The 25,669-nt window shown below is 26.2% G+C and carries 26 protein-coding genes and 1 pseudogene; 12 read left to right on the top strand and 15 right to left on the bottom strand.

The features are described 5' to 3' along the window. Window positions 1–586: 586 nt before the first annotated feature. Window positions 587–988 carry a hypothetical protein gene (locus BFL38_RS00245; protein ID WP_069725175.1) on the bottom strand — a complete coding sequence of 134 codons (402 nt, stop codon included), beginning with the start codon at window positions 986–988 and terminating at the stop codon, window positions 587–589. Window positions 989–1,211: 223 nt separating this feature from the next. On the opposite strand from BFL38_RS00245, the pseudogene BFL38_RS00240 reads away from it, so the two are divergent. Next, window positions 1,212–2,158: pseudogene (locus BFL38_RS00240) on the top strand (Rpn family recombination-promoting nuclease/putative transposase). Window positions 2,159–2,327: 169 nt separating this feature from the next. On the opposite strand, the gene BFL38_RS00235 reads toward BFL38_RS00240, so the two are convergent. Continuing rightward, the gene (locus BFL38_RS00235) at window positions 2,328–2,669 is read right to left on the bottom strand and encodes a tetratricopeptide repeat protein (RefSeq protein ID WP_069725174.1); all 342 of its coding nucleotides are present in this window, start codon (window positions 2,667–2,669) and stop codon (window positions 2,328–2,330) included. Between the two features lie 265 nt (window positions 2,670–2,934). Between BFL38_RS00235 and BFL38_RS00230 the strand changes: the two genes are divergently transcribed. From BFL38_RS00230 to BFL38_RS00215, 4 genes are read left to right on the top strand one after another with little or no spacing between them, the layout of a single operon-like run. Then, window positions 2,935–3,699, top strand: a complete 765-nt coding sequence (locus BFL38_RS00230) for a ParA family protein (protein ID WP_069725173.1) — start codon at window positions 2,935–2,937, stop codon at window positions 3,697–3,699. Between the two features lie 29 nt (window positions 3,700–3,728). Next, entirely contained in the window at window positions 3,729–4,235 is a 507-nt protein-coding gene (locus BFL38_RS00225; protein WP_069725172.1) for a GNAT family N-acetyltransferase, read from the top strand. Window positions 4,236–4,273: 38 nt separating this feature from the next. After that, entirely contained in the window at window positions 4,274–5,236 is a 963-nt protein-coding gene (locus BFL38_RS00220) for a ParB/RepB/Spo0J family partition protein (RefSeq protein ID WP_069725171.1), read from the top strand. An 8-nt stretch (window positions 5,237–5,244) separates the two neighbouring features. Continuing rightward, window positions 5,245–6,435, top strand: coding sequence for a DUF4384 domain-containing protein (locus BFL38_RS00215; protein ID WP_069725170.1), 1,191 nt, complete (start codon window positions 5,245–5,247; stop codon window positions 6,433–6,435). A gap of 52 nt (window positions 6,436–6,487) precedes the next feature. Here BFL38_RS00215 and BFL38_RS00210 read toward each other — a convergent pair whose 3' ends face one another. The 5 genes from BFL38_RS00210 to BFL38_RS00190 form a co-directional block, all read right to left on the bottom strand. Then, window positions 6,488–7,177, bottom strand: coding sequence for a hypothetical protein (locus BFL38_RS00210; protein ID WP_069725169.1), 690 nt, complete (start codon window positions 7,175–7,177; stop codon window positions 6,488–6,490). Window positions 7,178–7,409: 232 nt separating this feature from the next. Continuing rightward, on the bottom strand, window positions 7,410–8,453 hold the full coding sequence (locus tag BFL38_RS00205; RefSeq protein WP_069725168.1) for a hypothetical protein: 1,044 nt from the start codon (window positions 8,451–8,453) through the stop codon (window positions 7,410–7,412). A gap of 11 nt (window positions 8,454–8,464) precedes the next feature. Then, window positions 8,465–9,280 carry a TIGR00282 family metallophosphoesterase gene (locus BFL38_RS00200; RefSeq protein WP_069725167.1) on the bottom strand — a complete coding sequence of 272 codons (816 nt, stop codon included), beginning with the start codon at window positions 9,278–9,280 and terminating at the stop codon, window positions 8,465–8,467. A 5-nt stretch (window positions 9,281–9,285) separates the two neighbouring features. Next, window positions 9,286–10,815, bottom strand: coding sequence for a ribonuclease Y (gene rny / locus BFL38_RS00195; RefSeq protein ID WP_069725166.1), 1,530 nt, complete (start codon window positions 10,813–10,815; stop codon window positions 9,286–9,288). Window positions 10,816–10,927: 112 nt separating this feature from the next. Beyond that, the gene (locus tag BFL38_RS00190) at window positions 10,928–11,467 is read right to left on the bottom strand and encodes a rubrerythrin family protein (RefSeq protein WP_069725165.1); all 540 of its coding nucleotides are present in this window, start codon (window positions 11,465–11,467) and stop codon (window positions 10,928–10,930) included. Window positions 11,468–11,666: 199 nt separating this feature from the next. On the opposite strand from BFL38_RS00190, the gene BFL38_RS00185 reads away from it, so the two are divergent. From BFL38_RS00185 to BFL38_RS00175, 3 genes are all read left to right on the top strand, one after another. Further along, window positions 11,667–12,305, top strand: coding sequence for a cytidylate kinase-like family protein (locus tag BFL38_RS00185; protein WP_069725164.1), 639 nt, complete (start codon window positions 11,667–11,669; stop codon window positions 12,303–12,305). Between the two features lie 59 nt (window positions 12,306–12,364). Next, window positions 12,365–12,865, top strand: coding sequence for a DUF2262 domain-containing protein (locus BFL38_RS00180; RefSeq protein ID WP_069725163.1), 501 nt, complete (start codon window positions 12,365–12,367; stop codon window positions 12,863–12,865). A gap of 102 nt (window positions 12,866–12,967) precedes the next feature. After that, window positions 12,968–13,588 carry a DNA alkylation repair protein gene (locus BFL38_RS00175; protein WP_069725162.1) on the top strand — a complete coding sequence of 207 codons (621 nt, stop codon included), beginning with the start codon at window positions 12,968–12,970 and terminating at the stop codon, window positions 13,586–13,588. 119 nt (window positions 13,589–13,707) lie between these two features. Here the strand turns inward: BFL38_RS00175 and BFL38_RS00170 are convergent, their stop codons facing one another. Next, a complete protein-coding gene (locus BFL38_RS00170) occupies window positions 13,708–14,958 on the bottom strand; it encodes a chloride channel protein (protein ID WP_069725161.1) in 1,251 nt (416 codons plus the stop codon). A 62-nt stretch (window positions 14,959–15,020) separates the two neighbouring features. Beyond that, window positions 15,021–16,121 carry a redox-regulated ATPase YchF gene (gene ychF / locus BFL38_RS00165; RefSeq protein WP_069725160.1) on the bottom strand — a complete coding sequence of 367 codons (1,101 nt, stop codon included), beginning with the start codon at window positions 16,119–16,121 and terminating at the stop codon, window positions 15,021–15,023. 716 nt (window positions 16,122–16,837) lie between these two features. On the opposite strand from ychF, the gene BFL38_RS00160 reads away from it, so the two are divergent. After that, window positions 16,838–17,341: a hypothetical protein gene (locus BFL38_RS00160; protein WP_069725159.1), complete on the top strand. Its 504-nt coding sequence runs from the start codon at window positions 16,838–16,840 to the stop codon at window positions 17,339–17,341. 109 nt (window positions 17,342–17,450) lie between these two features. Here BFL38_RS00160 and BFL38_RS14850 read toward each other — a convergent pair whose 3' ends face one another. Continuing rightward, entirely contained in the window at window positions 17,451–17,663 is a 213-nt protein-coding gene (locus BFL38_RS14850) for a hypothetical protein (protein ID WP_497462930.1), read from the bottom strand. Window positions 17,664–18,444: 781 nt separating this feature from the next. Here BFL38_RS14850 and BFL38_RS00155 point away from each other — a divergent pair. The 3 genes from BFL38_RS00155 (at window position 18,445) to BFL38_RS00145 (ending at window position 20,791) form a co-directional block, all read left to right on the top strand. Beyond that, complete coding sequence (locus BFL38_RS00155) at window positions 18,445–19,362, top strand: Rpn family recombination-promoting nuclease/putative transposase (protein ID WP_069725158.1); 918 nt, start codon at window positions 18,445–18,447, stop codon at window positions 19,360–19,362. A gap of 286 nt (window positions 19,363–19,648) precedes the next feature. Beyond that, window positions 19,649–20,164 (top strand): YfbM family protein, encoded by a 516-nt coding sequence (locus BFL38_RS00150; protein ID WP_069725157.1) that lies wholly within the window; start codon window positions 19,649–19,651, stop codon window positions 20,162–20,164. A 6-nt stretch (window positions 20,165–20,170) separates the two neighbouring features. Next, window positions 20,171–20,791, top strand: a complete 621-nt coding sequence (locus tag BFL38_RS00145) for a hypothetical protein (protein WP_069725156.1) — start codon at window positions 20,171–20,173, stop codon at window positions 20,789–20,791. Window positions 20,792–20,805: 14 nt separating this feature from the next. On the opposite strand, the gene BFL38_RS00140 is transcribed toward BFL38_RS00145, so the two are convergent. The 5 genes from BFL38_RS00140 to BFL38_RS00125 form a co-directional block, all read right to left on the bottom strand. Then, complete coding sequence (locus BFL38_RS00140; protein ID WP_069725155.1) at window positions 20,806–21,660, bottom strand: DUF368 domain-containing protein; 855 nt, start codon at window positions 21,658–21,660, stop codon at window positions 20,806–20,808. A gap of 171 nt (window positions 21,661–21,831) precedes the next feature. Continuing rightward, window positions 21,832–23,079: a PD-(D/E)XK nuclease family protein gene (locus tag BFL38_RS00135; protein WP_069725154.1), complete on the bottom strand. Its 1,248-nt coding sequence runs from the start codon at window positions 23,077–23,079 to the stop codon at window positions 21,832–21,834. A 5-nt stretch (window positions 23,080–23,084) separates the two neighbouring features. Beyond that, window positions 23,085–23,462 (bottom strand): retroviral-like aspartic protease family protein, encoded by a 378-nt coding sequence (locus tag BFL38_RS14535; RefSeq protein ID WP_083249350.1) that lies wholly within the window; start codon window positions 23,460–23,462, stop codon window positions 23,085–23,087. 342 nt (window positions 23,463–23,804) lie between these two features. Next, window positions 23,805–24,932, bottom strand: a complete 1,128-nt coding sequence (gene dnaN, locus BFL38_RS00130; RefSeq protein WP_008728461.1) for a DNA polymerase III subunit beta — start codon at window positions 24,930–24,932, stop codon at window positions 23,805–23,807. Window positions 24,933–25,047: 115 nt separating this feature from the next. Beyond that, window positions 25,048–25,605, bottom strand: coding sequence for an ankyrin repeat domain-containing protein (locus BFL38_RS00125; RefSeq protein WP_069725153.1), 558 nt, complete (start codon window positions 25,603–25,605; stop codon window positions 25,048–25,050). Window positions 25,606–25,669 lie beyond the last annotated feature (64 nt).

Genomic DNA, 25,669 nt, shown 5'->3' with positions numbered 1-25,669 from the left:
TATTTCAAAACAAATTTACAAGATTATATATAAAAATTTAACAATTTATCAATCATAAAATAATGTTCTGCATGTTTTAAAACATTATTTTAATATATAAATATATAGTCTTTCGCTTCAACGGACAGCGTCACAAAAGGAGCGAGAGTTTACGAAGTAACGCTGTGTGCTTCGCATGTCTAGTACACACTAAATTACAAAAAATTAGTTTTTAAACAAATCTAATACAATACATTCTTTTTTGAATGCTTAACTCCTCAAAGAATATCTCTAGCAATAATCTCACATTAACTACTATTTTTAAATTAAATATAACTGCATCATATTTAGAAGTAGAAGTTTACAGAAAAATCTAATTCAACAAAATATAAACTTATCTCTTTATTTTTATCTAATTCTCAATTTTATCTAGTTAAAAGCTAAACTATCCAGAGCAGATTCTAGAACTGCCGTCAAATAATATGCCATAGTTCATATTGCAAAGCTATCATTTGTAAGCCCATCATAAATACAATTCCAAACACAACCAAATCTAGATGATTAAAAATTGCAGAATTATTTTATGCAGCATTTTGTTTTGATAAACTTAATTTGTTTTTTCAAAATAATAAGTTATACCAGATACACTTCCATAACTTATTTCACATTCTCTATCACTTGTAAAATAAAATGTAATATTTCCTAAAATTGGAAGATTAGGTATAATTAACTCATAATAACTTTTTTCATTATATTTCTCATTATCCCAATTCTCAATATAATGAGTGCTATACGAACCATCATCGTTATAAAAAGTTAATATACCATAGGAAGAAATAGTAAATCTTTGACTGTAATTATCACTATTTCTCCAAGTACCTCTTAAATCATAAGGTCTGAATTTTGACGCTGAGTTAAATAATGATGAGCATGATGTCAAAAATAAAGATGCTAATGAAATAAGCACCATTGACAATATAAATTTTACAATTCTTTTTTTATTAATCATATAAACCTCCTATATATTGTTATAATACAATATACCCCTATAATATATATTATAAAAATTTTGTCAATACAGCAAAAAAAATATATAATCTAATATAATTATATTTTTAACATAAAATTAAACATATATAAATTTAAACATTTTATATATAAAAACCCAAACTCCTAAAAACTTTTTATTAATCTTATATTTAAATTTATAATTAATCTAGTATAATGAAATTATGAAAGATTTAGAAAAATTAAAGCAGATATTAAATGAACCTATCACTGTTAATAATTTAAATAGAATTAATGATTACTTTATACGCTATCTGTTTTCTCATAGTGGAAATGAAAATATAGCTTTACATTTTATTAATTCAGCATTTAAAGATCTAAATTTTGCTACTTTTGAAAAAATAGAAATACTAAATCCATTTAATATAGCTGAAAACTACGATGAAAAAGAATCAATAGCACCGAAGGTGGGCAGTCGTCTTGATATAAAGGCAACAACTGAAATAGGCATAACTGTATTAATAGAAATACAAGCTAGAGGAAATGAAGATTTTATTAAAAGAGCTTTGTATTATTGGGCTTATAATTATAGCAGCAGCCTAAACAGAGGTGGAATTTACGATGAATTAAATCCTACTGTAAGTATAAATATTACAAACTTTATTCTTACAGATGAAGATAAAGTACATAACTGTTATGTTTTAAAAGAATTAAATAATAATAAAATACTTACAAAGCATTGTCAATTACATTTTGCACCTAAGGTGGGATGTGCCTAGAGCTTCCTAAATTTAATTTAAAAAATATTCCAAAATCAGATGATTTAAATAATATACATAATGAATTTATTTCTTGGATAAAATTCTTTAAAGGAGAAGATATGTCTATCTTAATGAAAGAAAATACAATATTTGAAGAAGTAGAAAAAAAATGTCTAACTTTTGTAAATGAAACTCCTGTAATTGATAAGTATAAAAAAAGAGAAGTAGATACTTATTTTTTTAATAAAAGTATAGAATTAGATTTAAAAAGATCTAAAGAAGAAGGCAGAGAAGAAGGGATTAAAGAAACAAAAATATATATGGCAAAAAATATGAAAAATAAGAATATGGATTTTAATCTTATTAGTGAATTAACAGGTTTAACTATAAAAGAAATAGAAGAACTATAATAAGTATAAAAGGCAAGAGATTTAATAAAAAGCTCCTGCCTTTTTATTTTTGACTTAAAAAGAATTATTTAAAAAAATTACCTAGACCCTTAAATATGTCAGAAACTATATCACTTTCTGAATTATAATTTTGAAGATTATTCCTAGCTAATTCATAATCTGGGTCTAACTACAATGCTTTTCTATACGCTTCTTTTGCTTCTTCTTTTCTTCCAACTCTTCCAAGAGCAACACCATAATCATTCCACAAATAAGGATTATCGTAATACCTGTCAATGGCTCTTTCATAAAAATATATTGCATTATCATAATCTTCTACATTTAAATAAGATAATGCTAAAAAAACATAATCATAAAAATCATTTTCATTCATCTCAATAGCTTTATTAAATGCTTTTATAGCATCATAATATCTATCATTGTAACAATATAGCTCTCCTAATCTTTCCATTCTATATGTTGTAATATATTCACTATCTTCTTTTTCTAAAGCTAGTTCATAAATTTCCAAGGTCTCATCATATCTACATTGGTCAGCTAAACGATCATATAAAATACATAAACGATAAATATTATAATAATCAGTTTCTCTATATATTTTTAAAACTTTATATAATTCATCAAATTAGTATATAAAATAATATTTATTTATCAATACTTTATGCGTATTTTATATATTTTTAAGTATAAAATTAGACAATAAAAAACTTGATAAAATGCCCGATTTTGATATAATAATATAATTTCATGATAGTTTTTAGTTTAAGGATATATTTATGTCTAAAGTTATAGCCATAGTCAATCAGAAAGGCGGAGTAGGAAAAACAACTACAGCCGTTAATTTAAGTGCCAATATAGCAAAAATGGGTCATAAAACACTTCTTATAGATATAGACCCTCAGGCAAATGCTTGTTTGGGTATCGGCATTACAAGAGATAAAATGCAAAAAAGCGTATATGATTTATTAATAGGACAGGCTGAAGCAAAAGAAGTAATAATGCCTACATATCAGGAAAATCTATTTTTAATACCAGCAGACTCTGATTTGGTAGGTGCCCAGATAGAACTTGTTAATGAAATAGCCAGAGAATACAAATTAAAAAAGGCTGTAGAAACTGTAAAAAATGACTATGAATATATTATTATAGACTGCCCTCCTACTTTGGGTATATTAACACTTAATGCATTGACTGCTGCTGATTCTGTTCTTATACCTATACAGTGCGAGTTCTATGCTTTAGATGGGGTTGCTGAACTTAATAATACAATAGCACTTGTAAAAGAAAACCTTAATAAAGAATTAAAAATTGAAGGAGTTCTTCTTACTATGTATGATGCAAGAACTAAATTGGCATCAGATGTAGTTAAAGAAGTTGTCAATTTCTTTAAAGAAAAAACATATAAAACTATGATACCTAGAAATGTAAGATTAAGTGAGGCTCCTTCTTATGGTAAAGCTATAGGCGATTATGACAAAGATTGCGTGGGAGCTAGAAGCTATAAAGAATTTGCCAAAGAGTTTATTGAAAAATCTAAATAATTAGTATTTTAGCATAAGGATATTATTGAATGAATAATATTATTTTAAAAGATGTGAAAAAAGAAGATATTTTTATATTTAAAAATAAATTACAAGAATCATTCATATTTGGAGCTAAAAAATATTTTGTAGAAAATATTACGGATAAAATTCCAGAAGAAAAAGATATTGATGAATCTTTAAATATGAATAGTGTATATTCTTATCATTTAGTTCTTGATAATGAAAAAGTTGGCGGAGCAATAGTAGAAATAAATAATGAAACTAATAATAATGAACTTCATTTCTTTTTTCCTTATCCAGAGCATCAGAATAAAAAAATAGGATATTTATCTTGGAAAGCTATAGAAAATAAATATCCGCATACAAAAACTTGGACATGTTATACCCCATATTTTGAGAAACGCAATATTAATTTCTATGTAAATAAATGCGGTTTTCATATAGTTGCTTTCTACAATGAATATAATAAACTTGAAGGAATAGACAGCGGCCCGGAAGAGTTTTTTAAATTTGAAAAAGTTGTGAATAAATAATATAATTATGTTAATTAAATAAATTTAAGAGGGTTTATATGAGCAGAAAAGGCGGACTTGGCGGTCAGGGTTTAAGTGCATTAATAAAATCTACTGACAATGAAATAAGAACAGCAGCCGAAGAGGCAGAAAAAAAAGGAGTATTAGAAATAGATGTCTCTCTCATAGATGTTAATCCGGATCAGCCCAGAAAAGTATTTAATGAAGAAGAAATACGAGGTCTTGCCGAATCTATAAAAGAAAATGGGCTTATAAATCCTATTACTTTGAGAGAAAAAGACGGAAAATATCAGATAATATCCGGAGAAAGAAGATTTAGAGCATTCAAATTCTTAAATAGAGACAGAGTTCCGGCACTAGTATTAGAAAATATAGCAGATTCTAAAATGCTTGAGCTTACCCTAGTTGAAAACATACAAAGAGCCGATTTAAATGCTATAGAAGTTGCCAGAAGTTATAAAAAATTAATATATGATTTGAATATAAAACAGGAAGAATTGGCTTTAAGGGTAGGAAAAAGCAGAAGTACAATATCAAATTCTATGCGTATATTAGATTTAAGCGAAAATATACAAAATTTGATATTAGAATCTAAAATAACAGAAGGACATGCAAGAGCTATACTATCATTAAATGATGAAAATGAAAGAGAAGAATTTGCTAAAGAAATAGTAGAAAAAGGATACTCTGTAAGAGAATGTGAAAGAATAGTAAAAGAAAGAAAGAATAATATTTCAAATAACTCTGATAGTAATAGTGAAGAAAATACAGAAAATAAAAATGAAATAAAAAAAGAAAATAAGAAAGATCCTAATATAAAAAAATTAGAAAATGATTTAGAAAAAATATTCTCTACTAAAGTTAATGTTGTAGATAAAAATGGAAAAGAAGGTAAAATAGTTATAGAATATTATAGTTCTGATGATCTATCAAGAATAATGGATATGCTAGAAAAAGTATATGAGAGAGAAAATGGAATAAAACCTACTCTTGAATATTAGGAGTAATTTTGAAAACGGCATTAAAATACATTTTAATTATCACTATAATAACATTAAATCTTTATTCAAAAGAAACTTTACTTATAGCCACTGTAGATTTGGATCATAGCTTAAAAGCAAATGAGCCTATGAGAAAAGAGTTTGTAAGAACAATAAATAGATTTGCTTATCTCAAACAAAAAACTTCTATTTCTGTAGACAGAGAAAAGAAAAAACTATTCTCTACAAATAAACTTAGCTTGGAAGAAGGATTAATAGTGGCATCAAATTTAAAAGTTCAGGCAGTTATTATAATGGATAGTGAAAAAGTATTAAAAGCAACAAACACAAATAACAAAAATATATCTATCAATTCAAATGATATTAATACTATGTTAAGCAATTATAATATTACAAATACTATGCTTAGTAATGATATTGTACTTACAAATGAGGTAAAAGATTTAGGTGATTTAATAGAATATGGAATAGGAGAAAAAACTGAAAATATTGATAAAGACGGAGAAGAAAAAAGTGATGAAGAACTTTATGAAATGAGATACAATTTCAAAGTTATGGATATGGCAACAGGTGATACACTTAAAGAATACAAATTAAAGAATCAGACTGAAAGCGTATCAGCTATACAGGAAATATGCACTTATTTAGAATTTCATTTATCCAATCTATTATTTAAAGCTATGGAATCTCCTATAAACGGCATATATTTAAATTTCAGGATAGAAAGAATCACATTAGAAAATAAAACAAATGTAATAAATAATGAAGGCGAAATAATAGAAGGGGAATCTTTCACTTTAAATTTCAGATCTAATAATGAAGGTTATTTGTATATTTTTGCTTTTCAGAATGACGGAAATGTGATATTAATGCATCCTAATGACTTCAATAATTTCATAAACAATAAGTACGAAAATAAAATAGAAGCTAAAAGAAACTATATAATTCCACCGAAAAATTCTAAATTCAATATAAGAATAAGTCCTCCATTCGGAGAGGATGCTTTTTACTGTTTATACACAAAAAAAGAGCAGAAATGGATTACAGGTCAATATTTTACAGGCGACGGATTTAAAATGTGTCAGAAAAATAAAATAGCGGAATTTACAGATAAATTGAAATATAACTTAAAATTCATCAATGATAATGATTGGCAAATATCAAAAGTATACTTGAAATCCGTTTCTGAAATAAAATAAGCTATCACTTTAAGTAATAGCTTTTGTTAATAAAACTTTTTGTATATAAAAATTATTTATAGATATATTTACTGTTGTAAAGAGGCTGATATCTGTTTTCTTTATCTAAAAATGAATTGAGATAAAAATCATATAAAACAATAGTACCATCATCCATTACATGTCCAACAGGATCATACTTATAAAAAGGCATGATAGAACCTTTATATTTTACAGTATCTGAAGGTCCCCATTTTGTAGGCACATCAACTCCGAATACTTTATCTTCTTCCACAGGAACGCCATATATATACACATATTTTGTATATATATCTACAGCAACTAAAGTATTATCTAAAGATATTATACCGCCGCCCTTTCCTGTAAATCTATAGAAATAAAAACGTTTCATAGCATCAGAGTTATCTCTGTTTCTTTTTTCTGTATATAAAGGATTATATCCTCTGTATTGATAGTATGTCATAGATGATATAAAGAATATACCTGCTTTTGAATTTTTACCCTTATATACATATTCTTTTGTGCTGGAATCAGAAGACTCCCAATACATCTTTTCAGTTTTATCTACAAATTGTAATGTTGGTACATTGTCCCCACTGAAAGTAGCAACTAAAAGCCAATCTTTAAATTTTGATGAACTAAAGTTTGGATTATAAGATAAATCTCTTTCTATAGTTTCTTTTGAAAATAGAAATAAACTATTTATAAATATCAATAATAAGCAAAAAAGTATTTTTTTCATAAATTAACTCAAAACAAATATTTAATTTTATAATACATCAAAAAATATTTAAGTAAATGTTAAAAATATAGCATATAATATAAATTTAATACAATTTATAGAAAAAATAACTTTTTAATATACTAATAATACATTTACTACAAAAAAATGCTACATTTTAATATTATTGTTGCTGAATTATAGGACATTTTTTATTTTATGTCTTATAAAGAGTTTATTATATAGAATCTCATTATTTTTCATCATCTGAATTAAGCTCTATATATTTTATATCATCTTTGTCTTCATCTTGATTATCATCTGCATTAATCTCTATTAACTTCAAATCATCTTTATCATCAGATACAGAATCATTTTTTTCTTCAAAGTCAGTCTTTTTACCAATATTTTTTAATTTTCCATAAATGATTACAAAAATAAGATAATAAATAATAGACATTAAAACAGCAGATAAACTGTAAGGTATCAAAGACATATTATTATTGTATACTGTATTAAATAAATAATTATAACCATAAGGGAAAAGTATATATAATAATAATATTAATGGAATAGTAAGAAAAAGCCATAATTTATTTTTATAAACTTTATCAGAAAATGAATACGATATAATAATGGTTAATATAGATATTGCTGTCAAATATGAAACAGTACCCCTATCTAATTTAGCATTATTATAATCCAATTCTAGAAAATTCATTATAATTATTCCGCATATAGAAGTTAAAAATATACCTATCATAGTATAAAGTATTGCAAATAATAATTTAAGAAAGAATACTCTGCTGGAAAATTCTTTTTCAGTATGAGGAAGCATTTCCACAACCCAAAGTATTATAGAAAAAGAAAAAGTCTGAATAAGAAGTTCAGGTAAATTATGCAGATGAAATTCAAGAGGAAGCTGAGTATATATCAAACCTTCTATAGAACTTGGTGCTGATGAAGGTGCAGAAATAATTCCTATACATACGAATATAAGCCATATTATAAACCAACCAAATTTGGTAGCTATAATCTTTCTAAGTGGGAATAATGCAATAGCTATGAATATTGCTCTTATAGGCTGTAAAAAAGGTCCTATAACTGTAAGAGGCGATTCAAAACCTCTCATAAAATTAGAGACTATATCATTACTATATATACCGCTGTAATCAAACATATTGGAAAATAATATTCCAAAAACTATATAAGTTAAAGTATGAATTACTGCCACTTTTATATAGAAAATAAAAAAATGTCTGAAAAAAATTTTAGGATTATTCTCATTTTCTTCCATAAAATTCTCTCTTATTTTTCTTGTCTTTCCACAATATCATTATGATAAACTAAATTAATTCTTTTAATAGCAATAGCCTTACCCGTTGCAGTGTCAATTTGCACCACAATACCATTAATCATAGGACTTGTAGTTTCAACTTCAAATCTATGAGGCATTTTGGTGACAAATCTTGCAATAGCAGGTTCTTTTTTCATACCTATAACAGAATTATAACTTCCGCACATACCTAAATCTGATATATAAGCAGTGTATGATGATAATATTTTTTCATCTGCAGTTTGAACATGAGTATGCGTTCCAAATATGCATGAAACTTGCCCATCAAGATAATATGAAAAGGCTATTTTTTCTGCTGTAGCTTCTGCATGAAAATCTATAAAGATAATATTAGTTTTTTCTTTAATATGCTTAATTGCAAGATTGGCTTTTTTGAAAGGACAATCCAATGCCTCCATGAAAGTCCTACCCATAAGATTAATCACACCAATCTTACAATCTAACATATCATATATATAGTAGCCAAGTCCTGGGGCATCACTAGGATAATTATAAGGACGAAGCAGACGATGCTCATTTCCTATTAAAGCAAAAACATCTCTATTATTCCAGATATGATTACCGGAAGTAAGCACATCTATACCGGAATTAAAAAGTTCTGCTGCTGTATCTCTAGTAATGCCTATACCATTGGCAGCATTTTCCCCATTTGCTATTGTAAAATCTATATTATTTTCTAATTTTATCTCTTCTAAATGCCTTCTAATAGCATAACGTCCTGTAACACCTATAATATCGCCAAGACATAATATATTTTTCACAGACATTTTATTTACCTTGCAACTTCAACTGCTCTAGTTTCTCTAATAACAGTAACTCTAATGATACCAGGATATTTCAATTCATCTTCTATTCTTTTAGCAATATCTCTTGCTATTTGTTTAGCATGAACATCATCTACCATATCACTTTTAGCCATAACCCTAAGTTCTCTTCCTGCCTGTATAGCAAATGACTTTTCAACCCCCTCTATACTATCAGCAATCTTTTCTAAATTATCCAAACGCTTAATATAGCTTTCAAAAGATTCTCTTCTAGCACCGGGTCTTGCAGCACTAATAGCATCAGCAGCCTTTACTATTACAGCTTCAACAGTCTGAGTATCAACATCATTATGATGTGCTCTTATAGCATTAACAACCTCTTCTTTTTCTCCGCATCTTTTAGCCAAATCAGCACCGCTCATGGCATGAGAACCCTCGCCTTCTGTTTCTATAGCCTTTCCTATATCATGCAAAAAGGCACCTCTCTTAGCCGTTTCTATATTAGCACCTATTTCAGCAGCTATCATAGCGGCAATATTAGCAACCTCTTTACTATGAGCAAGCATATTTTGTCCGTAACTTGTTCTATATTTGAGTCTGCCCATATGTCTTATCAATTCATGATGCATAGTAGTAAGATTCAAATCTACAATAGCATTTTCACCGGCTTCCATTATAGAATCTTCAACCTCTCTCCTAGTTCTCTCAACAACTTCTTCTATTCTAGCCGGATGTATTCTTCCATCTAAAATAAGTTTTTCTAATGAAACTTTGGCAATATGCTTTCTTACAGGATCGAAGCATGATATTACAACAGCTTCCGGAGTATCATCTATGATAATATCAACCCCTGTAAGTGTCTCAAGCATTCTGATATTTCTTCCTTCTCTTCCTATGATTCTTCCTTTCATTTCCTCACTAGGTAAAGATACTGAAGTTACAGAACTTTCCTGAGCTACTTCACTAGAAAGCCTTTGTATAGTTTGTACTATAATTTCTCTAGCCTTTCTCTCTCCTGTTTCTATAGCATTTTTTTCTATGTTATCAACTATTTTAGTAGCAGATTTTTTTGCATCTTCTTCTATATTTTTAATCAAATCAGCCTTAGCTTCTTCTTTAGTAAGTCCCGCTATTCTCTCGAGTTCTCTCTCTGCCTCTTGTATTACGAAACCTAATTTATCCTCCTGCTCTTTTATTTTTTTCATTTTGTTCTCAATATTATGTTCTTTATTTTCTAAATATTGAGACTTCTTATCGATATTAGCCTCTCGTTGTAGCACTCTATTTTCTAATTTCTGAATTTCAGCTTTCCTGTCTCTATTCTCGCTTTCTAATCTATTACGTTCCTTCTGTATTTCAGAATTAGCCTCAGAAAGTATAGTCTTTCTCTCATTTTCTGCTTGCTCTCTTGCACTTTGGAGCAATTTATGTGTTATTATCTCCGTAGAATTGAGCTTTATTTTAGCTATAACAAAACGGGTTATATACCCAAAAACAAACGCAACTACAACAGAGGTGATTATTATTAATGGATTCATACTTCACCTCTTTAATTTTAAATTATTTTTTACAATATTATATTATTTAACATAAATTTATTATAAAGTCAATAATATATTAATTATAAAAATAACAAAAAAAATGCTGTTATTAATATTTTTGAAACATTTTTCCGGAACCGCCGCAAGTTTCACAAGTTTCAGGAGCTTTATCCCTATAAATGTTGCCGCAGCTAGGACAAAGATAAAAAGTAACATCTCCGTCTTTATTCAAGAAATTATCTATAATATCTTGGAAAAGTTTAGCATGCTCTGTTTCAACTTTACCCAATGAATTTACTGTATCGCTAGCTAACTTATTTTTCTGCTCTATAGCAACCTGTGCTAATTGAGGATAAAGTATAGTAGATTCATAAACCTCTCCTTTTATACCTGCTTCTAAATTTTCTTTATCACCTGAAGGTTCAACAGGATTAAGCTGAGGCACAAATTTACTCATATCTAATCCGCTTCTCAAAGCCAATTTTCTCATTTTTTCGGCATGAATTTTCTCTGCCAATGATGTTGTTGAAAATACTTTCTGAATAGCTTTATTGCTAGATGCTTTACCAAATAAACTATATCTATTTGCAGCATTTGATTCACCTTGAAATATTTGATATAAAACTTCTTCTAATGTTTTAGCAGCCATATTTATTTCCTCCAAATTATGTATTTATATTAAAAAGAATAATTATTTTTTAATAGTATATTCCCAAACAAATTATATCAATTAATCAAAAAAAATCAAACCATTTTTCCAAAATATAAAAAAATTACTATATATTAATATGGATTTAATTTTTTTTTTGTATTATAATAAAAAACATTAATTAAAAAACGGGATTGTTATGAATAATATTATTATAACTATAAGCAGACAGTACGGAAGCGGCGGAAGAAATATAGGAAAATTAATAGCTAATAAATTAAATATAAATTTTTATGATAAAGAGTTTATAGAAATAGTAGCAAAAAAAACAGGTATGAACAAACAATATTTAGAAAATATGGAAGAAAAATTCACTAATGATAACCTTTTTTTTAGTGCATTTCATAAAGAACATTTTTCAAGCCCTTTCTCAGGACAAATAAAATACTCCACTTTGGATAAAATGTTTGAAATACAGAGCGAAGTTGTAAAAGATATAGCAAATAAAGGAAATTGTGTAATAATAGGAAGATGTGCTAATTTTATACTTAAAAACACAAAACATAAATGCTTTAATGTATTTGTGCATGCACATAATAAGAACAGAATAGAAAGAATTAAAAAAGAATATGGAATATATGGAGTGAAAATGGAGGAGGTAGAAACTCAATTAATAAATACAGATAAATACAGATCTAATTATTACAAATATTATACCGGTATGGAATGGGGAGATATGGTTAATTATAATCTTACAATAGACAGCGGGTATTTCAGTGATGAAAATATATGCAATATAATAATAGAAGCTGCCCAAAAAAAGAATATAAATACTTGAAAATTAACAATATATTAATATATTTAAAAATAAAGATTTATAAACACAAGAGGATATTTATGAAGAATAAGATTATAAAAGATTTTTATGAAAATGATTACTTTTCTTATGAATCTGACTGCGATTTATGGAATGATGAAAAAATATCATTATTAATAGATTTCGGAGAAGAAGCAAATAAATCCGAGATGCTTATAAAATATATAGATAAAATAAATGAAATATTGAAATGGATTGATGAACATAAAAAAAATGTTACAGATTTTCTTATAGATAAACAATGTTTGGAATTAGCAGAAGAATGGGTAATAACTAATGAACAAATAGATGAAAACACATATAAAAATCAATCCGGAGAATTAATAACAATACCTATAAAAGAAGAAGATTTTTTTAATGCTATATATATAGATACAATATTAATAGATTTTGATGAAGATGAAACAAGACCGGATACTACACTACATATACTATTTGAGCCGGATTATTTTAAACACCATTCATTAATAATATATATTGACGGAGAAAGAAATATAGAATACGGCGATATAGCTGGATAATAAAAGTTATACAAATAAAACAATATAAATATATTTAATTAAATACATGTATTTTTCAATCTAAACTTCAAATCATAATTGTCATATTACAGGAGAATATAGTTGAAAGACTACATTAACAATTTAGAAAAAGAATTTTCAGAAATAACCAACGGATTTAAAGAAATAGAAAAAAAGGCATTATATGATTTAAAATCTAATAATAATTCTGATATTAAAGAATCAGCATACTCAGCTTATAAATCAGATTCGTATCAAGTAAGAATGTACTCTGTATTTTTATTTGGTTATTTATCCGAAAACAAAGAAATTCTTAATTTTATGAAAGATGTAGTTTCTAAAGATAATAATTGGAGAGTTCAGGAAATATTGGCAAAGTCTTTTGATGAACACTGTAAAATATTAGGATATGAAAAATCTACAGCAATTATTGATGAATGGATGAATAATACTAATCCTAACACAAGGCGTGCTATAACTGAAGGTTTAAGAATATGGACAAATAAACCATACTTCAAAGAAAATCCTAGTGAAGCAATTAGAAGATTATCAAATCTAAAACATGATAATAGCGAATATGTTAGAAAATCTGTAGGTAATGCTTTAAGGGATATAAGCAAAAAATATCCAAAATTAATTGAAGAAGAATTAAATAGCTGGAATTTAGAAATAAAAGAAATAAAACAAGTTTATAAATTAGCAAATAAATTTATAAAAAAATAAAGTTCATAATTTTTTAAAATTTATTATCAACTTTTTTGGCTGAATCATTTTCATACATAAATATACTTACTTAAGTATCCGATGGAATACTTCACATATTTGCTTTATTTTTATATTCATTATTTGTCTTGGTCGTATATCGAAGTTACACCAAGTACTTTAGCAACCATATATGATATAATAGCAGTCATAACCAGAGCTGAAAAGTTTGAAATAGAATTTGATATTTCTAATATCAATATACATACCATTATAGGAGTTCTCGTAATACCAGACATAAGAGAAGTTATGCCAAGCAGTATAAATAAATCTCCGTATACAGCATAATCTGGAAAGTATTTAATAAGAAATGTATCATATACAGATCCTATAGAAGCTCCAAGTATAAATGTAGGAAAAAATACTCCGCCTACAGCACCAGATGTGGCACATACAGAGGTATAAAAAAGTTTAACAAAGATAAGTATAAAAAGCATAGAAACAGAAAATTTATCCTTAACAATACTTCCTATAAGCAAATCGCCGCTGCCTAAAACATAAGGAAAAAACATTATCATAAAACCAGCAAGTAAAAAAGCAGGAACTGGACGAATTATATCATTTTTAATTTTCTGATACATCTTAGAAAAGAAATTCATAAGAAAGTTTAAAAGTGATGCAAGTATTCCGCATATTATACCAAAAGGAAGAATAGATATATAATGTCTTACTTCAAGTATTTTAGGCAAATCAAAATTAAGTATAAATCCCTGCCCTACTATATGCTCCACAACCAATATTGAAGCTATTGAAGAAAAAACTATGCATACGAATACTATATGGTTTTTCTGTTCGCCAAGTTCTTCAAAAGAAAAAGCAATTCCGGTAAAAGGAGCACTGAAAGTAGCAGTCATTCCAGCACAAGCACCTGAAACAAGTAAATATCTTCTATATTTTGATAATTTAGAAAAATATTTATGAAAGAAAAGCCCTACAAGCATACCAACATGCATAGAAGGACCCGCTCTTCCAAGAGAAATACCGCTTGCAAAAGATATCATACTGCCGAAAAGTTTGAATAAAATTTCAAAAAATATATTTTTGGGTTCATGAAGCGATATATAATATTTTATTTGAGGAACTCCTGCACCTCTTATCTGGGGGTACTGCGTTAATATATAGCCTATAAGACAGCCCATAGCTATAAGAAATATAAAAAGGAGTATAGGATAATACCATCTATCAAATATAAAATTTGAAACATAAAATACATTAACACTTAATCTATACAATATTAATCTATAAATAGAGACTATAAAACCCACAACAGCACCTATACATGCTGACAATACAAAAAGTTTTATATATTTTATTTCAAAATTTATATTCATTGTTTTAATAATTGTTTTTATTTTTATATGTTTTTTTATTTATTTTAAATTAATTATAACAATCAAACATTAAATCTGAAAGTTACAACATCGCCTTCCTGCATAAGATACTGCTTTCCTTCAAGTCTTATAGCACCAGCCTCTTTGGCTTTGACAAAACTTCCAAGCTCTAAAAGTTTATCGCAGTTTATAACCTCAGCACTGATAAATCCTCTTTCAAAGTCGCTGTGTATAACACCAGCAGCCTCCGGAGCATAAGCCCCTTCTCTTACAGTCCAAGCTCTTGTTTCATCTTCTCCTGAAGTTAGGAAAGTCAAAAGTTTTAATAATCTGTGTCCAGCCTTTGTAAGCCTCGCAACACCTGATTCTTTAACTCCCAAATCTTCTAAATAGCTTAATCTCTCTTCTTCATCCAAATCCTGTAAATCTGCTTCTATTTTAGCACTGAAAGGTATCAACTCGATATTTCTTTCATCTGCATATTTTTGTAATGTTATATAATTAGGATTTTTCTCTGGGTTAGCAAGTTCATTTTCTGATAAATTAGCACCTATCATCATGCTTTTTGCTGTAAGTAAAAATAACGGTTTTAATATTTCTTTTTCTGTATCTGTTAAATCAAGACTAAATACAGGCTTAAAATTATTTAATTCCGGAAGTATTTTTTCAAGCAATGCAACTTCCTCTTCTGCTGCCTTTACCTTAGCACCTTTTGATATCTTTTTTTGTTTCTCCATTCTAGCATTAACAGTTTCGATATCGGCAAGCATAAGCTCTGTTAATATAATATCTAAATCTCTTAAAGGATCAACATCGCCTATATGAGTAATATTTCCGTCTTCAAATACACGAACAACATGAAGCACCGCATTAACTTCTCTAATATGGGAAAGAAATTTATTTCCTAAACCCTCACCTTTTGAAGCACCTTTAACAAGTCCTGCAATATCTACAAATGTTGTTGTGTTATAAACTTTCTTTTTTGATTTGAAAAGGGCTGCTAATTTATCAACTCTTTCATCTTTTATTATAGCTGTAGCTTCATTCTTATCTATAGTACAAAATGGGTAATTAGCCGCCTCTGCGTGGGCATTAGTTAAAGCATTAAAAAGTGTTGATTTTCCTACATTTGGAAGTCCTACTATTCCTATAGATAAAGCCATGATTATTTCCTTAAAATATGAATTGTTTTTTACAAAAAAAATTATTTTTTACAGTAATATTATATATTAAAAAATATTATTAACAAGCATATTAAAAATATATAATTAAAAAATATTTTGATTTTTTCAGAATTTCAAATTATTTTCTATAAAATAACGATTTAATTACATAGTGTTTTTATATACAAATAAAATTAAATAAAATAATGCTCCATATTTTTATAAATTATACAGCAATTTTATGTATTAAAAATATATTACAAATATATATTTCAAAACATAAAATATATATAAAAAATATTTTAATTTTAAGTTATAAAGCTATCAAATAAAAATATTTTTTACATAATTTATAACAAAATATCATGTCTTTATAAATTATGTAAATTATATATATATATATATATATATCATTGATTTTTTTATTTGTTAATTTATAATTTTTTACTATGAAAGCATATATTACATTTAATAACACTAGCAGAAAATCTACATTCTACATTATACATTCTATATGCTTTAACTATATAACAAATAATCACCTGAATTATAAAAAATATCATAATGTAATGAATATAAAATCATACAATATTCATTATAAGCCTTTTTTATTGCATTCAAAGAAAAAATTAATCAGTCAAATAATTAGTTATAGCTCAAGATATAACTTTTTATTAATAAATTAGAACATATTAAAAAAATAGGAGAGTAAAAAAATGAAAAAAATATTAAAAATAGCTTTAGTTTTAACAACTTTAGCTCTATTTTCAACAGCTTGTTCAAATGTAAAAAGTACAAACTTAATAGGTACATATAAAAATGGAAACTATTCTGTAACAGTTGAAGCAGATGGATCTACTTATTTTAGATATACTGGAAGCACTGATACAGCTACTATGATTAGCATGTCAGATGCTGACTATTCATCTTATAGGGCATTTTATTATACGGATAATAATATAAAATTAATACCTTGGGATTTAACTTCTGAAAAAGCTTCTTATGAGTACACTAATGAAATAGATATTCCATATTATGATATTGATTCCGACAGTTTAAAAAGTAATAAGCTTACAATGAAATTAACATTTAAAAAAGATAATGAATCTATTAAATGTGATGCAAACTGGACATTATCTCTAAAGATGAACGATACTATTCCTACTACTACTATAAAAAAAACTTTTCAAAACGGAGGTATAAGTTTAACTAAGCAATAAAACTTTTATCATATTTTTCTATTATTACGGCGGCATTTCTAATGAAATGCCCTTAAAAATTTACTCATATTGCATAAGCGGATCTTCCTGAAGTGCTTTTATCTATCTGCTAAGCTGTATTAGAATTTAATCCGCTGTATCTTGGTACATATTCTGAAGAGTTTGCTGTCATATCATATGCATATACTTTATATAATATTATATTCTTATTTTCATCTATAAAGCCTATAGGATCATATTCATAAAATTTATATCCCAAATGATGATGTTCTATAGCCTCAAATTCTTTAGGAAGAAGCTGACCGAAAACTTCGCCTAATATTTTTAATAATCAGGAAGTCATTGATTTAATCATTAAGCTTTATACTAAAGAATATAAAGTATAACATCATATTAAAGCATATTTGAACCGTGAAGAATTAAAATAGGTACTACTGCTATTGAAAATATCTTAATAGAAATAATCTTTGGAGACATAAATTCAAAAAGAAACGCTATGATAAACGGAGATTTGATTCTAAAATACAAAAATAAGGTAAAATAGTTGAAATAGATGCAAAATTATTAAACTCGGCATAAAAACTATTTATCAGTTCAATGCTCTTGATTTAGCTGCACGCTATACTTATATAACGACATAGTATAAAGGCGGAATAGATGAGAAAGAATTTTATTCAAGATTAAATAAAAAAGATAACTGTATAAATTTTAAGACAAAAATTAAAAGAATATACACATTTTTATAATCATCAGAGATTGATTTCCTCTATAGTATATATTACAATAAGGAAAGTACAATATCTATAAAATAATTTTTAGAACTACAAAAGAATACACTCTTCTTTAAATTATGATACACCCTTTATTTACTTTAAGAAATTAAGGAATACTTAAATGCAATATCTATGGATCCAATGCATTAAAAAGTATAATAAAAAAATTTATTAATTCATATTTTTCTATATATTTTTATATTTAATTAAATATTTTAGCTTATTATAATTCTATCATTAAATAATTTTCTATATTAAAAAATATTATTGATAACTTCCGTACAAAAAAACTGCTTTGACAAACTTAAAAATTTTCAGTATAATTAAACTATGAAAGAAATTAACAGACTTAATGATTTATTTGTACGATATCTAATCGGTACTGAAGGTGATGAAGATATATTAGAAAATATTGTTAATGCTGTTTTAAGTGATGTAGGCTTTGAATCTGTCAGTAATCTTGAAATTATAAATCCTTACAATTTAGCAGAAAATGAAAATTTAAAAGAATCAATACTTGATGTTAAAGCAAAAACTAAAGATGGAAAGAAAGTGCTTGTTGAAATACAATTAGTAGGCAACAATAATTTTATAAAAAGGATATTATACTACATAGCTAAAAATATAGCTTCTGAGTTAAAAGAAAGTGATTTATACATTAATATAAGTCAGATGATTAGTATTAGTTTTATAAATTTTAATTTAGATATCGGAAGTGAAACTGATATAAAAAAAGAGCATAAATGTTTAACATTTGCTGATATTAACAATCCAAGCCTTAGACTGGACGATTTTCAGATACATTTTATAGAAATTAAAAGATTTGCAGAAATATTAAAAAATGCTAGTATAGATGAATATAACAGAAATAAACTTTTATCTTGGATTGATTTTTTTACAACTAAAAATTTGGAGAAAGATATTGATAAGTTAGTAGGAGGTAACAATATCATGTCTAAAGTAATAGATAAATACAAAAGATTTGTAGCCGATGAAAAAGAAATGTCAGCATATAATGAAAGAGATACTTTTCTTTACGGACAGGCTGCTATGCTTCAATACGAGAGAGCAGAAGGAAAAAAAGAAGGTATAGAAATAGGATTTCAAAAAGGCATAGAGAAAGGTATAGAACAAGGCGAAATAAATAAAGCAAAAGACATAGCATTAAATTTAAAAAACATGAATATGAATAATGAAGATATAAGCAGAATAACAGGTTTAAGTATAGACGAAATAAAAAAATTATGAGCATCTGATAAGTTTATTTGTCAGATATTTTCAGCGAATAATTTTTTTTATGTATAAATAAAGAAATAAAAAACTTGTGAGTGCCTGCTATTCGTAAGAATAGCAGGGATATTTACGAACAAGTTTTTTATAGATAATAAAAATAATAAATTATGAGCATCTGATAAGTTTACTTGTCAGATATTTTCAGCAAATAATTTTTTATGTATAAAAACACTTTAGTTTTACAAAATAATTATTAAAAAGTTCTTAATAAAAAATTAATAATTACTACGGAGTTATAATTATGGGCTGTTTGGGAGTATTATTTGCTTTAAGCGATAAGGATTTAAATAAATTATTAAAAACTTCAAGACTTGAAAGACCTGATTTTGTTTCTGAATATTTAGAAGAAATATACTTTGAAAAACATAAAAAATATATTTATGAGCTTGATAAATCTTGGGATGCTATGCATAGATGTCTTTCTAATGACGGACTTTTAGTATTCGGCGATGATAATTATCCCTTAGGCTCAGTAATAATGGGAGGAGATATTTTATACGGAAATGGAGATGATGAAGAGGATTATATTATCACATTAAAAAAAGCAAATATTGTTAAAGATATTGCATCAAAAATGGAAACTATCACAAAAGAAAAGTTCAAAGAAAAATATTTTAAAATAGATGAAAAAGATTATGAGTATCCTTTAAGCGATGAAGACTTTGAATATACTTGGGATTATTTTTATAGAAGTATAGAGTTTTGGAAAAATGCTTATGATTCAAACAGAGCTGTAATATTTACAGTTGACCAGTAATTTTATATGATAAAGTTTCTTTTTCTATTTTTTACTATTTATATAAATGCTTTTTCAGTTATGGCTGATGATATTTATAAATTAAGCGATTTAAAATATAAAGGCTATGATATACACAGAGAAAAATCCGATATAATAGGATTTCATAAAGATGAATACAATTATAATTTATTTTTAGAAGATGATAATTTTGACACTAATAATTTATATATTCAAACATTAGACAAAGATGCAGATATCAAATTAAAAATAACTTCAAAGCAAAATCAAAAATACAATATAAACATTTTAGAAATAAATATAATGAAATTAGGAAGAATACTAAATACATATAAAATTAATATATACCCTGCTCTATTTAATAATATAGAAATTACAGACGGATATAATAATTACAAATCTATAAAAGAAAATAAATCATCTATAATACAAATACCAAAAAATATTTATGATAGTATTAATGAAAGAAACATAAAGTCATTTCTGAAAATTGATTTCTTTTTAAATGGCAGTAAAGAAATAAAAAATTTTAAAGAAATAAATAATTACAAAACTTTTGATATAGAACTTTTCAGCAGATATCCGTATTATTTTAATGTTTATAATATAAAAATAAGTTATGAATAATATTTATTATTTTATTATCTATTATCAGGATCGAATCTCTGTAAAAGTCTTATGAGAAAATAAGCTGCTAAAAACACTATAGGACATAAAGCCCATTCTATGCCTTTTGGAAGTCCGGGAAAAACCTGTATAATAGAGCCTAATACAAAACCTGATATTATCAAATAAGAAGACTTGACATAATGCTCCATCCAATATTCTAAAATCTTAGTAGTGAGAACAACTCCTAAAATTGCCCCTATAGCCAAAGGTGCTAAATATGGAATATACAAATCGTGCACAGCATCAATAGTTTCCTGATAAATACCTAAAAGCAAAAACATATACGAAACACTTATACCCGGAAGTATCATAGCAATAGCAACTATTAAACCAGCTATTATAAGTATAAAGTACATAAACATCTCGCTTCTATCGCCTGAACTGCTGAAAAATCCTTCTGGTATTATAGATATTAAATATACTATGCCTGCTCCTAAAAGAATATATATAATGCTTAAAAAATCAAATTTATAAGATTTGGTTTTATTATATACAGTATTAAATCCGCCAAGTGCAGCTCCCATAAAAAAGAAAGAAGAAACAGTATAATATCTCTCTATCAAGTTTGATAAAGGCTTTGATATTATTACCATACCTAAAAGAGAGCCTACACAGAAAAATATTAAAAATAAAAAGTTAAGTTTATTTTTAAGAAAGTAGTTTTCATTTTTTGAGAAAGTTAAAATACCGCTTAAAGAAGCAATTAATTTATCATATATACCAAGTATCATAGCCATAGTGCCGCCGCTGAAACCCGGTACAAGCATTGAAGCCCCTATGATAAAACCTTTTATTATAGTATAGATATAATTACCCAAAATTCTCATATATTTAAATTAACCTCTTAAATAAGAAACTCAAAAAATCATCAATTATTTGAAAAATGATAATATATTATATAATAATTTTAAGCAAGTATTTTTTACAATGATTTTACTATTTTTTTACAAAGCTATTTATGATAATTATTTTTAAATAGTTTTTATAAAAAATTAATTTTATAATTTATTATCTTTTAATAAAGTGTATAAATTAATCATATTATTTTTAGCATTTTCAATTTCTTTTTCTAAATTATCTAAGTTTAATGTATAATCAATATACCATTTGCTATCAATATATTCTTCAGGTTTTGATAAACAACCATCTTTATCAATATTTTTAAAACATGCTAATATATTATCTTCTATATTTCTTAATAGTTCTATTTTATTTTTATCATTAAACCTAATTCCATAGTATAATATAAAATTACTACCATCACTTCCAATTTCAAAAACTACTCTAAAAAATTTAGTTTCCAATGATACAGCTTCAATATATAGTTCATCAGATTTATATATTTCCTTTTTTACTTTTTCTTTATTATATTCTATTTTATTATTTTTTTTTATTTCACTATCATTTATTAATTTTAATATATAGTCCTCTATATTATCTTCAAAATAATTATAAAATATATCTGCAACTGCTTCAATTGCAGATTTTAGAAGTTTGGTATAATTAATTACTTCAGGATATTCTTTAAATTTATTTGGATATTTATTATTGAAATACTTTTTTATTTCCTCTTTCATAATATCTCCTTCCAATGAATTAGTAATTATTTGTTCTGTTTCTATTATTTGAATAATAGCTGAATATAGAGAATCATTATTTTTTACTTCTTCTTCTTTTTCTTTAATACTTTCAAGCCAATCTATTATTGTTTTATGTGAAAGTAATATTAACTTTTCTTTATTATCAAAATTATTCTTAGGTTCATCACCATTGCGAGTTAAATATATAACATAAGTATCTTTTTTATTAGTTCTATTGCATATGGCATTATAATATTTCTGAAGCTGATTTTCACTATCTCTAGTATTTATTTTATTTTCTATAATGATATTATAGTTATCTGATGTTAATAATATATCTATTTTACCTTTTTCTTCTTCATTAATAGGAACTTCTTTTTCTATATTAATAGTTATATCTTCATTATAAAAATCTATTTCTTTAAAACTATCAATATCACAATTATTTTTTATATATTCTAATAAACTATTTGCAAACTTATAATTTTTTTTAAATATGCAGTCTAAAAAACTACCTAATAGTTTAGTATTTGATGTTTCTTTATGTGAACCTACAATAGAATCAACTATATTAAATCTTGTAGGTAATTTTTCTATTTCATTTTCAATATATGATTTTAAATTAAATATATCAGTTAAAATATTTTTAGCTTCTGTTTTATTCATATTTATCAATATCCATTATTTTTATTAACTTTATTTGCTTTTTCTAATAAATCTGTAGGATTATCAAAAGGTGGTATTGCAAAACTAAATATTGTTTTATTATTTTTATTAGATATTGCTAAATCTCCAAATTTAATGATATCTATTCCAATAAGCATATCACAGCCGCCGATATCACAAACACCAGACCTAACATTTTTTATATTAACTTTATTTGATAATGATATATCTATTAATACAATATCAACTGTATGTATTCCGCTATTAACACCTCTAACCTTACAACTATCAATAGGCTTTAAATTTAGTTCTTGATATACTTTATGTGTAATAGCTGTATTAGTTGCTCCTGTATCCCATACAGCATCATATTCTTTTTCTATTCCAAATTTATTTTATATTAATACTTTTGTTTTTAATTCTGCAGGTATATGATTGTACTCTGCTCTAAATGCAAAATGGAATTGCTTCTTTTTCTTAAAAATTGACACGGGAATAGAATCTCCAATTAGTATCTTCATCATTACTAGATACTATTTTTACTGCAAAAGTACCTAGTTCCATAGTTTTTACTGATTCATTGATAGCTTCTTCATCACTATTGTAAACGCCTTTTAATTCATTACCTTTTATTACCTAGATACTTTTCTCTGAACTCTTTTATATGTTCTTCGTAAAATTTATTTTCTACTTCAAACATATATATCCCCCTTTTTAGTAATTGATTACTCCTCACCTATACTCATAGGCATTATAATATAATAATAATCCTCTCTTTCTATCTCTTTTACCATAGTAGGACTAGAATCTTTATTAACCATAAAAGTAACTATTTCAGAATCAATTTGTTTTATAACATCTTGAATATATGTGTAATTGTAAGCAACAGAATGCTCTTCTCCTGAATATTTTATATCAATTTCTTCTAAAGATTCTCCCATCTCTTGATTGATACCTTTTACTTTAAGAGATTCCTCAGAAACAGTTAATATCATTCTCTTTGAACGCACATCGTTAATCATAGGCACAATTCTTCTTATAGCATCAAGCAAATCATTTTTATTAACCCTGAAACTGTATGCAAACTCTTTTGGAATTACCTGTCTGAAATTAGGATATTTTCCTTCTATAAGGCTAGATACGAAATCATATTTGCCTACTTGGAAATAAACCTGCTGACCGTCTACCCCCATTTTAACTTGTTCTACCTCATCATAATTTGCAGTAACAAGTATTTCATTTAATACTTTAGGCTCTATAATTATAGAGAAAGAACCGTTCTCTACACCTTCAAATTCTCTCTCTATAACAGCCATTCTTCTGCCGTCAGTGGCAACAGCAAGAAATTTAGAATCGGTTTTCTCAAAGCATATACCTCTTAAAGCAGGCTTAAATGGTTCTTTAGCTATTGATGATATTGTCTTATTAATCATAGTAACCAATTCTTTAGTAGGAAGCATTATATAACTAATATCACCATTGCTTTCAGGATAAGCAGGAAAATCATCTGTTTTCATTCCGATGATTAAGTGCTTAGTTTTTCCGTTTTCAGATTCTATATTTATTTTTTCATTTTCTTCAACATTTATTGTAATAAGTCCGTCAGGCATCTCTTTTAATATAGAGCTTATTTTTTTTGCATATACAGCAACTGCACCTTCGCCCTCACAGTCATCAAGTATGATTCTGCTTCTAGCCCAAACAGAGCCGTCAGTAGCAGTCAATGTAAGCATGTTTCCTGAAAGATGAAAAAGCACATTGCTTTCTATATTATAAATTACTTTGCCCTCAACAACATTTTCAGTAACTCCAATAGATTTTACTATATCTTTTTTTAAACATCTAAATCTCATTGCTTCCTCTTTTTTATTATTTTTTATTTATTTATATTCTATTAATTTCTAAAAACTATAATATTGATTACTAATTCTAACATTAAAAAATATTTTTTACAATATATTTTAATTATTATAAATTTGATAAATATTTATATATATCCTCATACCCCTCATACTGTGCTATATCTATAGGAGTAAGAGAATAATTATCCTTTATGAAATCTTTAGCACCAAGCTCTATTAAAGCAACAACAGCATCGTATTTATTATAATAAACCGCCCAATGCAATGCAGTTCTTCCATTGTTGTCTATTTCATTTAATTGATTGCCGTATTCAGCTATATCCTTTATTATTTCCGTATCTCCGTTATATACCGCATACATTAATAAAGTCTTACTTTCACTGTCTCTGATTTTATAATCTATATTTTTTCTATTATCTCTTATAAGTTTTTTTATATCATTGATGCTTAATTGATTATTTTCATTAAGTAATGCCTTCATAACTATTGTAAGTCCTGAGGAATCAACTTCATTTATATTTGCAATGGAATTAATTTTTTTATTATAAAAAATGTATACAAATACAGTAAGAAAAATAAATATAATAAAAAAAATAATAAATATATTATTTTTATTGTTTTCTTTGGTAGAAATCTTTTTAGTATTTTTATTAGCTTTTTTCATAAATTTGCCTTGATTATTATTAATAAACAGTAATTTATATATACTTGTAACATTATTATATATA

Source organism: Brachyspira hampsonii (genome assembly GCF_001746205.1).
In the GTDB taxonomy this organism is placed as follows: Bacteria; Spirochaetota; Brachyspiria; order Brachyspirales; family Brachyspiraceae; genus Brachyspira; species Brachyspira hampsonii_B.
The sequence above is the reverse complement of the archived record's forward strand: the minus strand, read 5'-3'. Positions and strand labels throughout refer to the sequence as shown.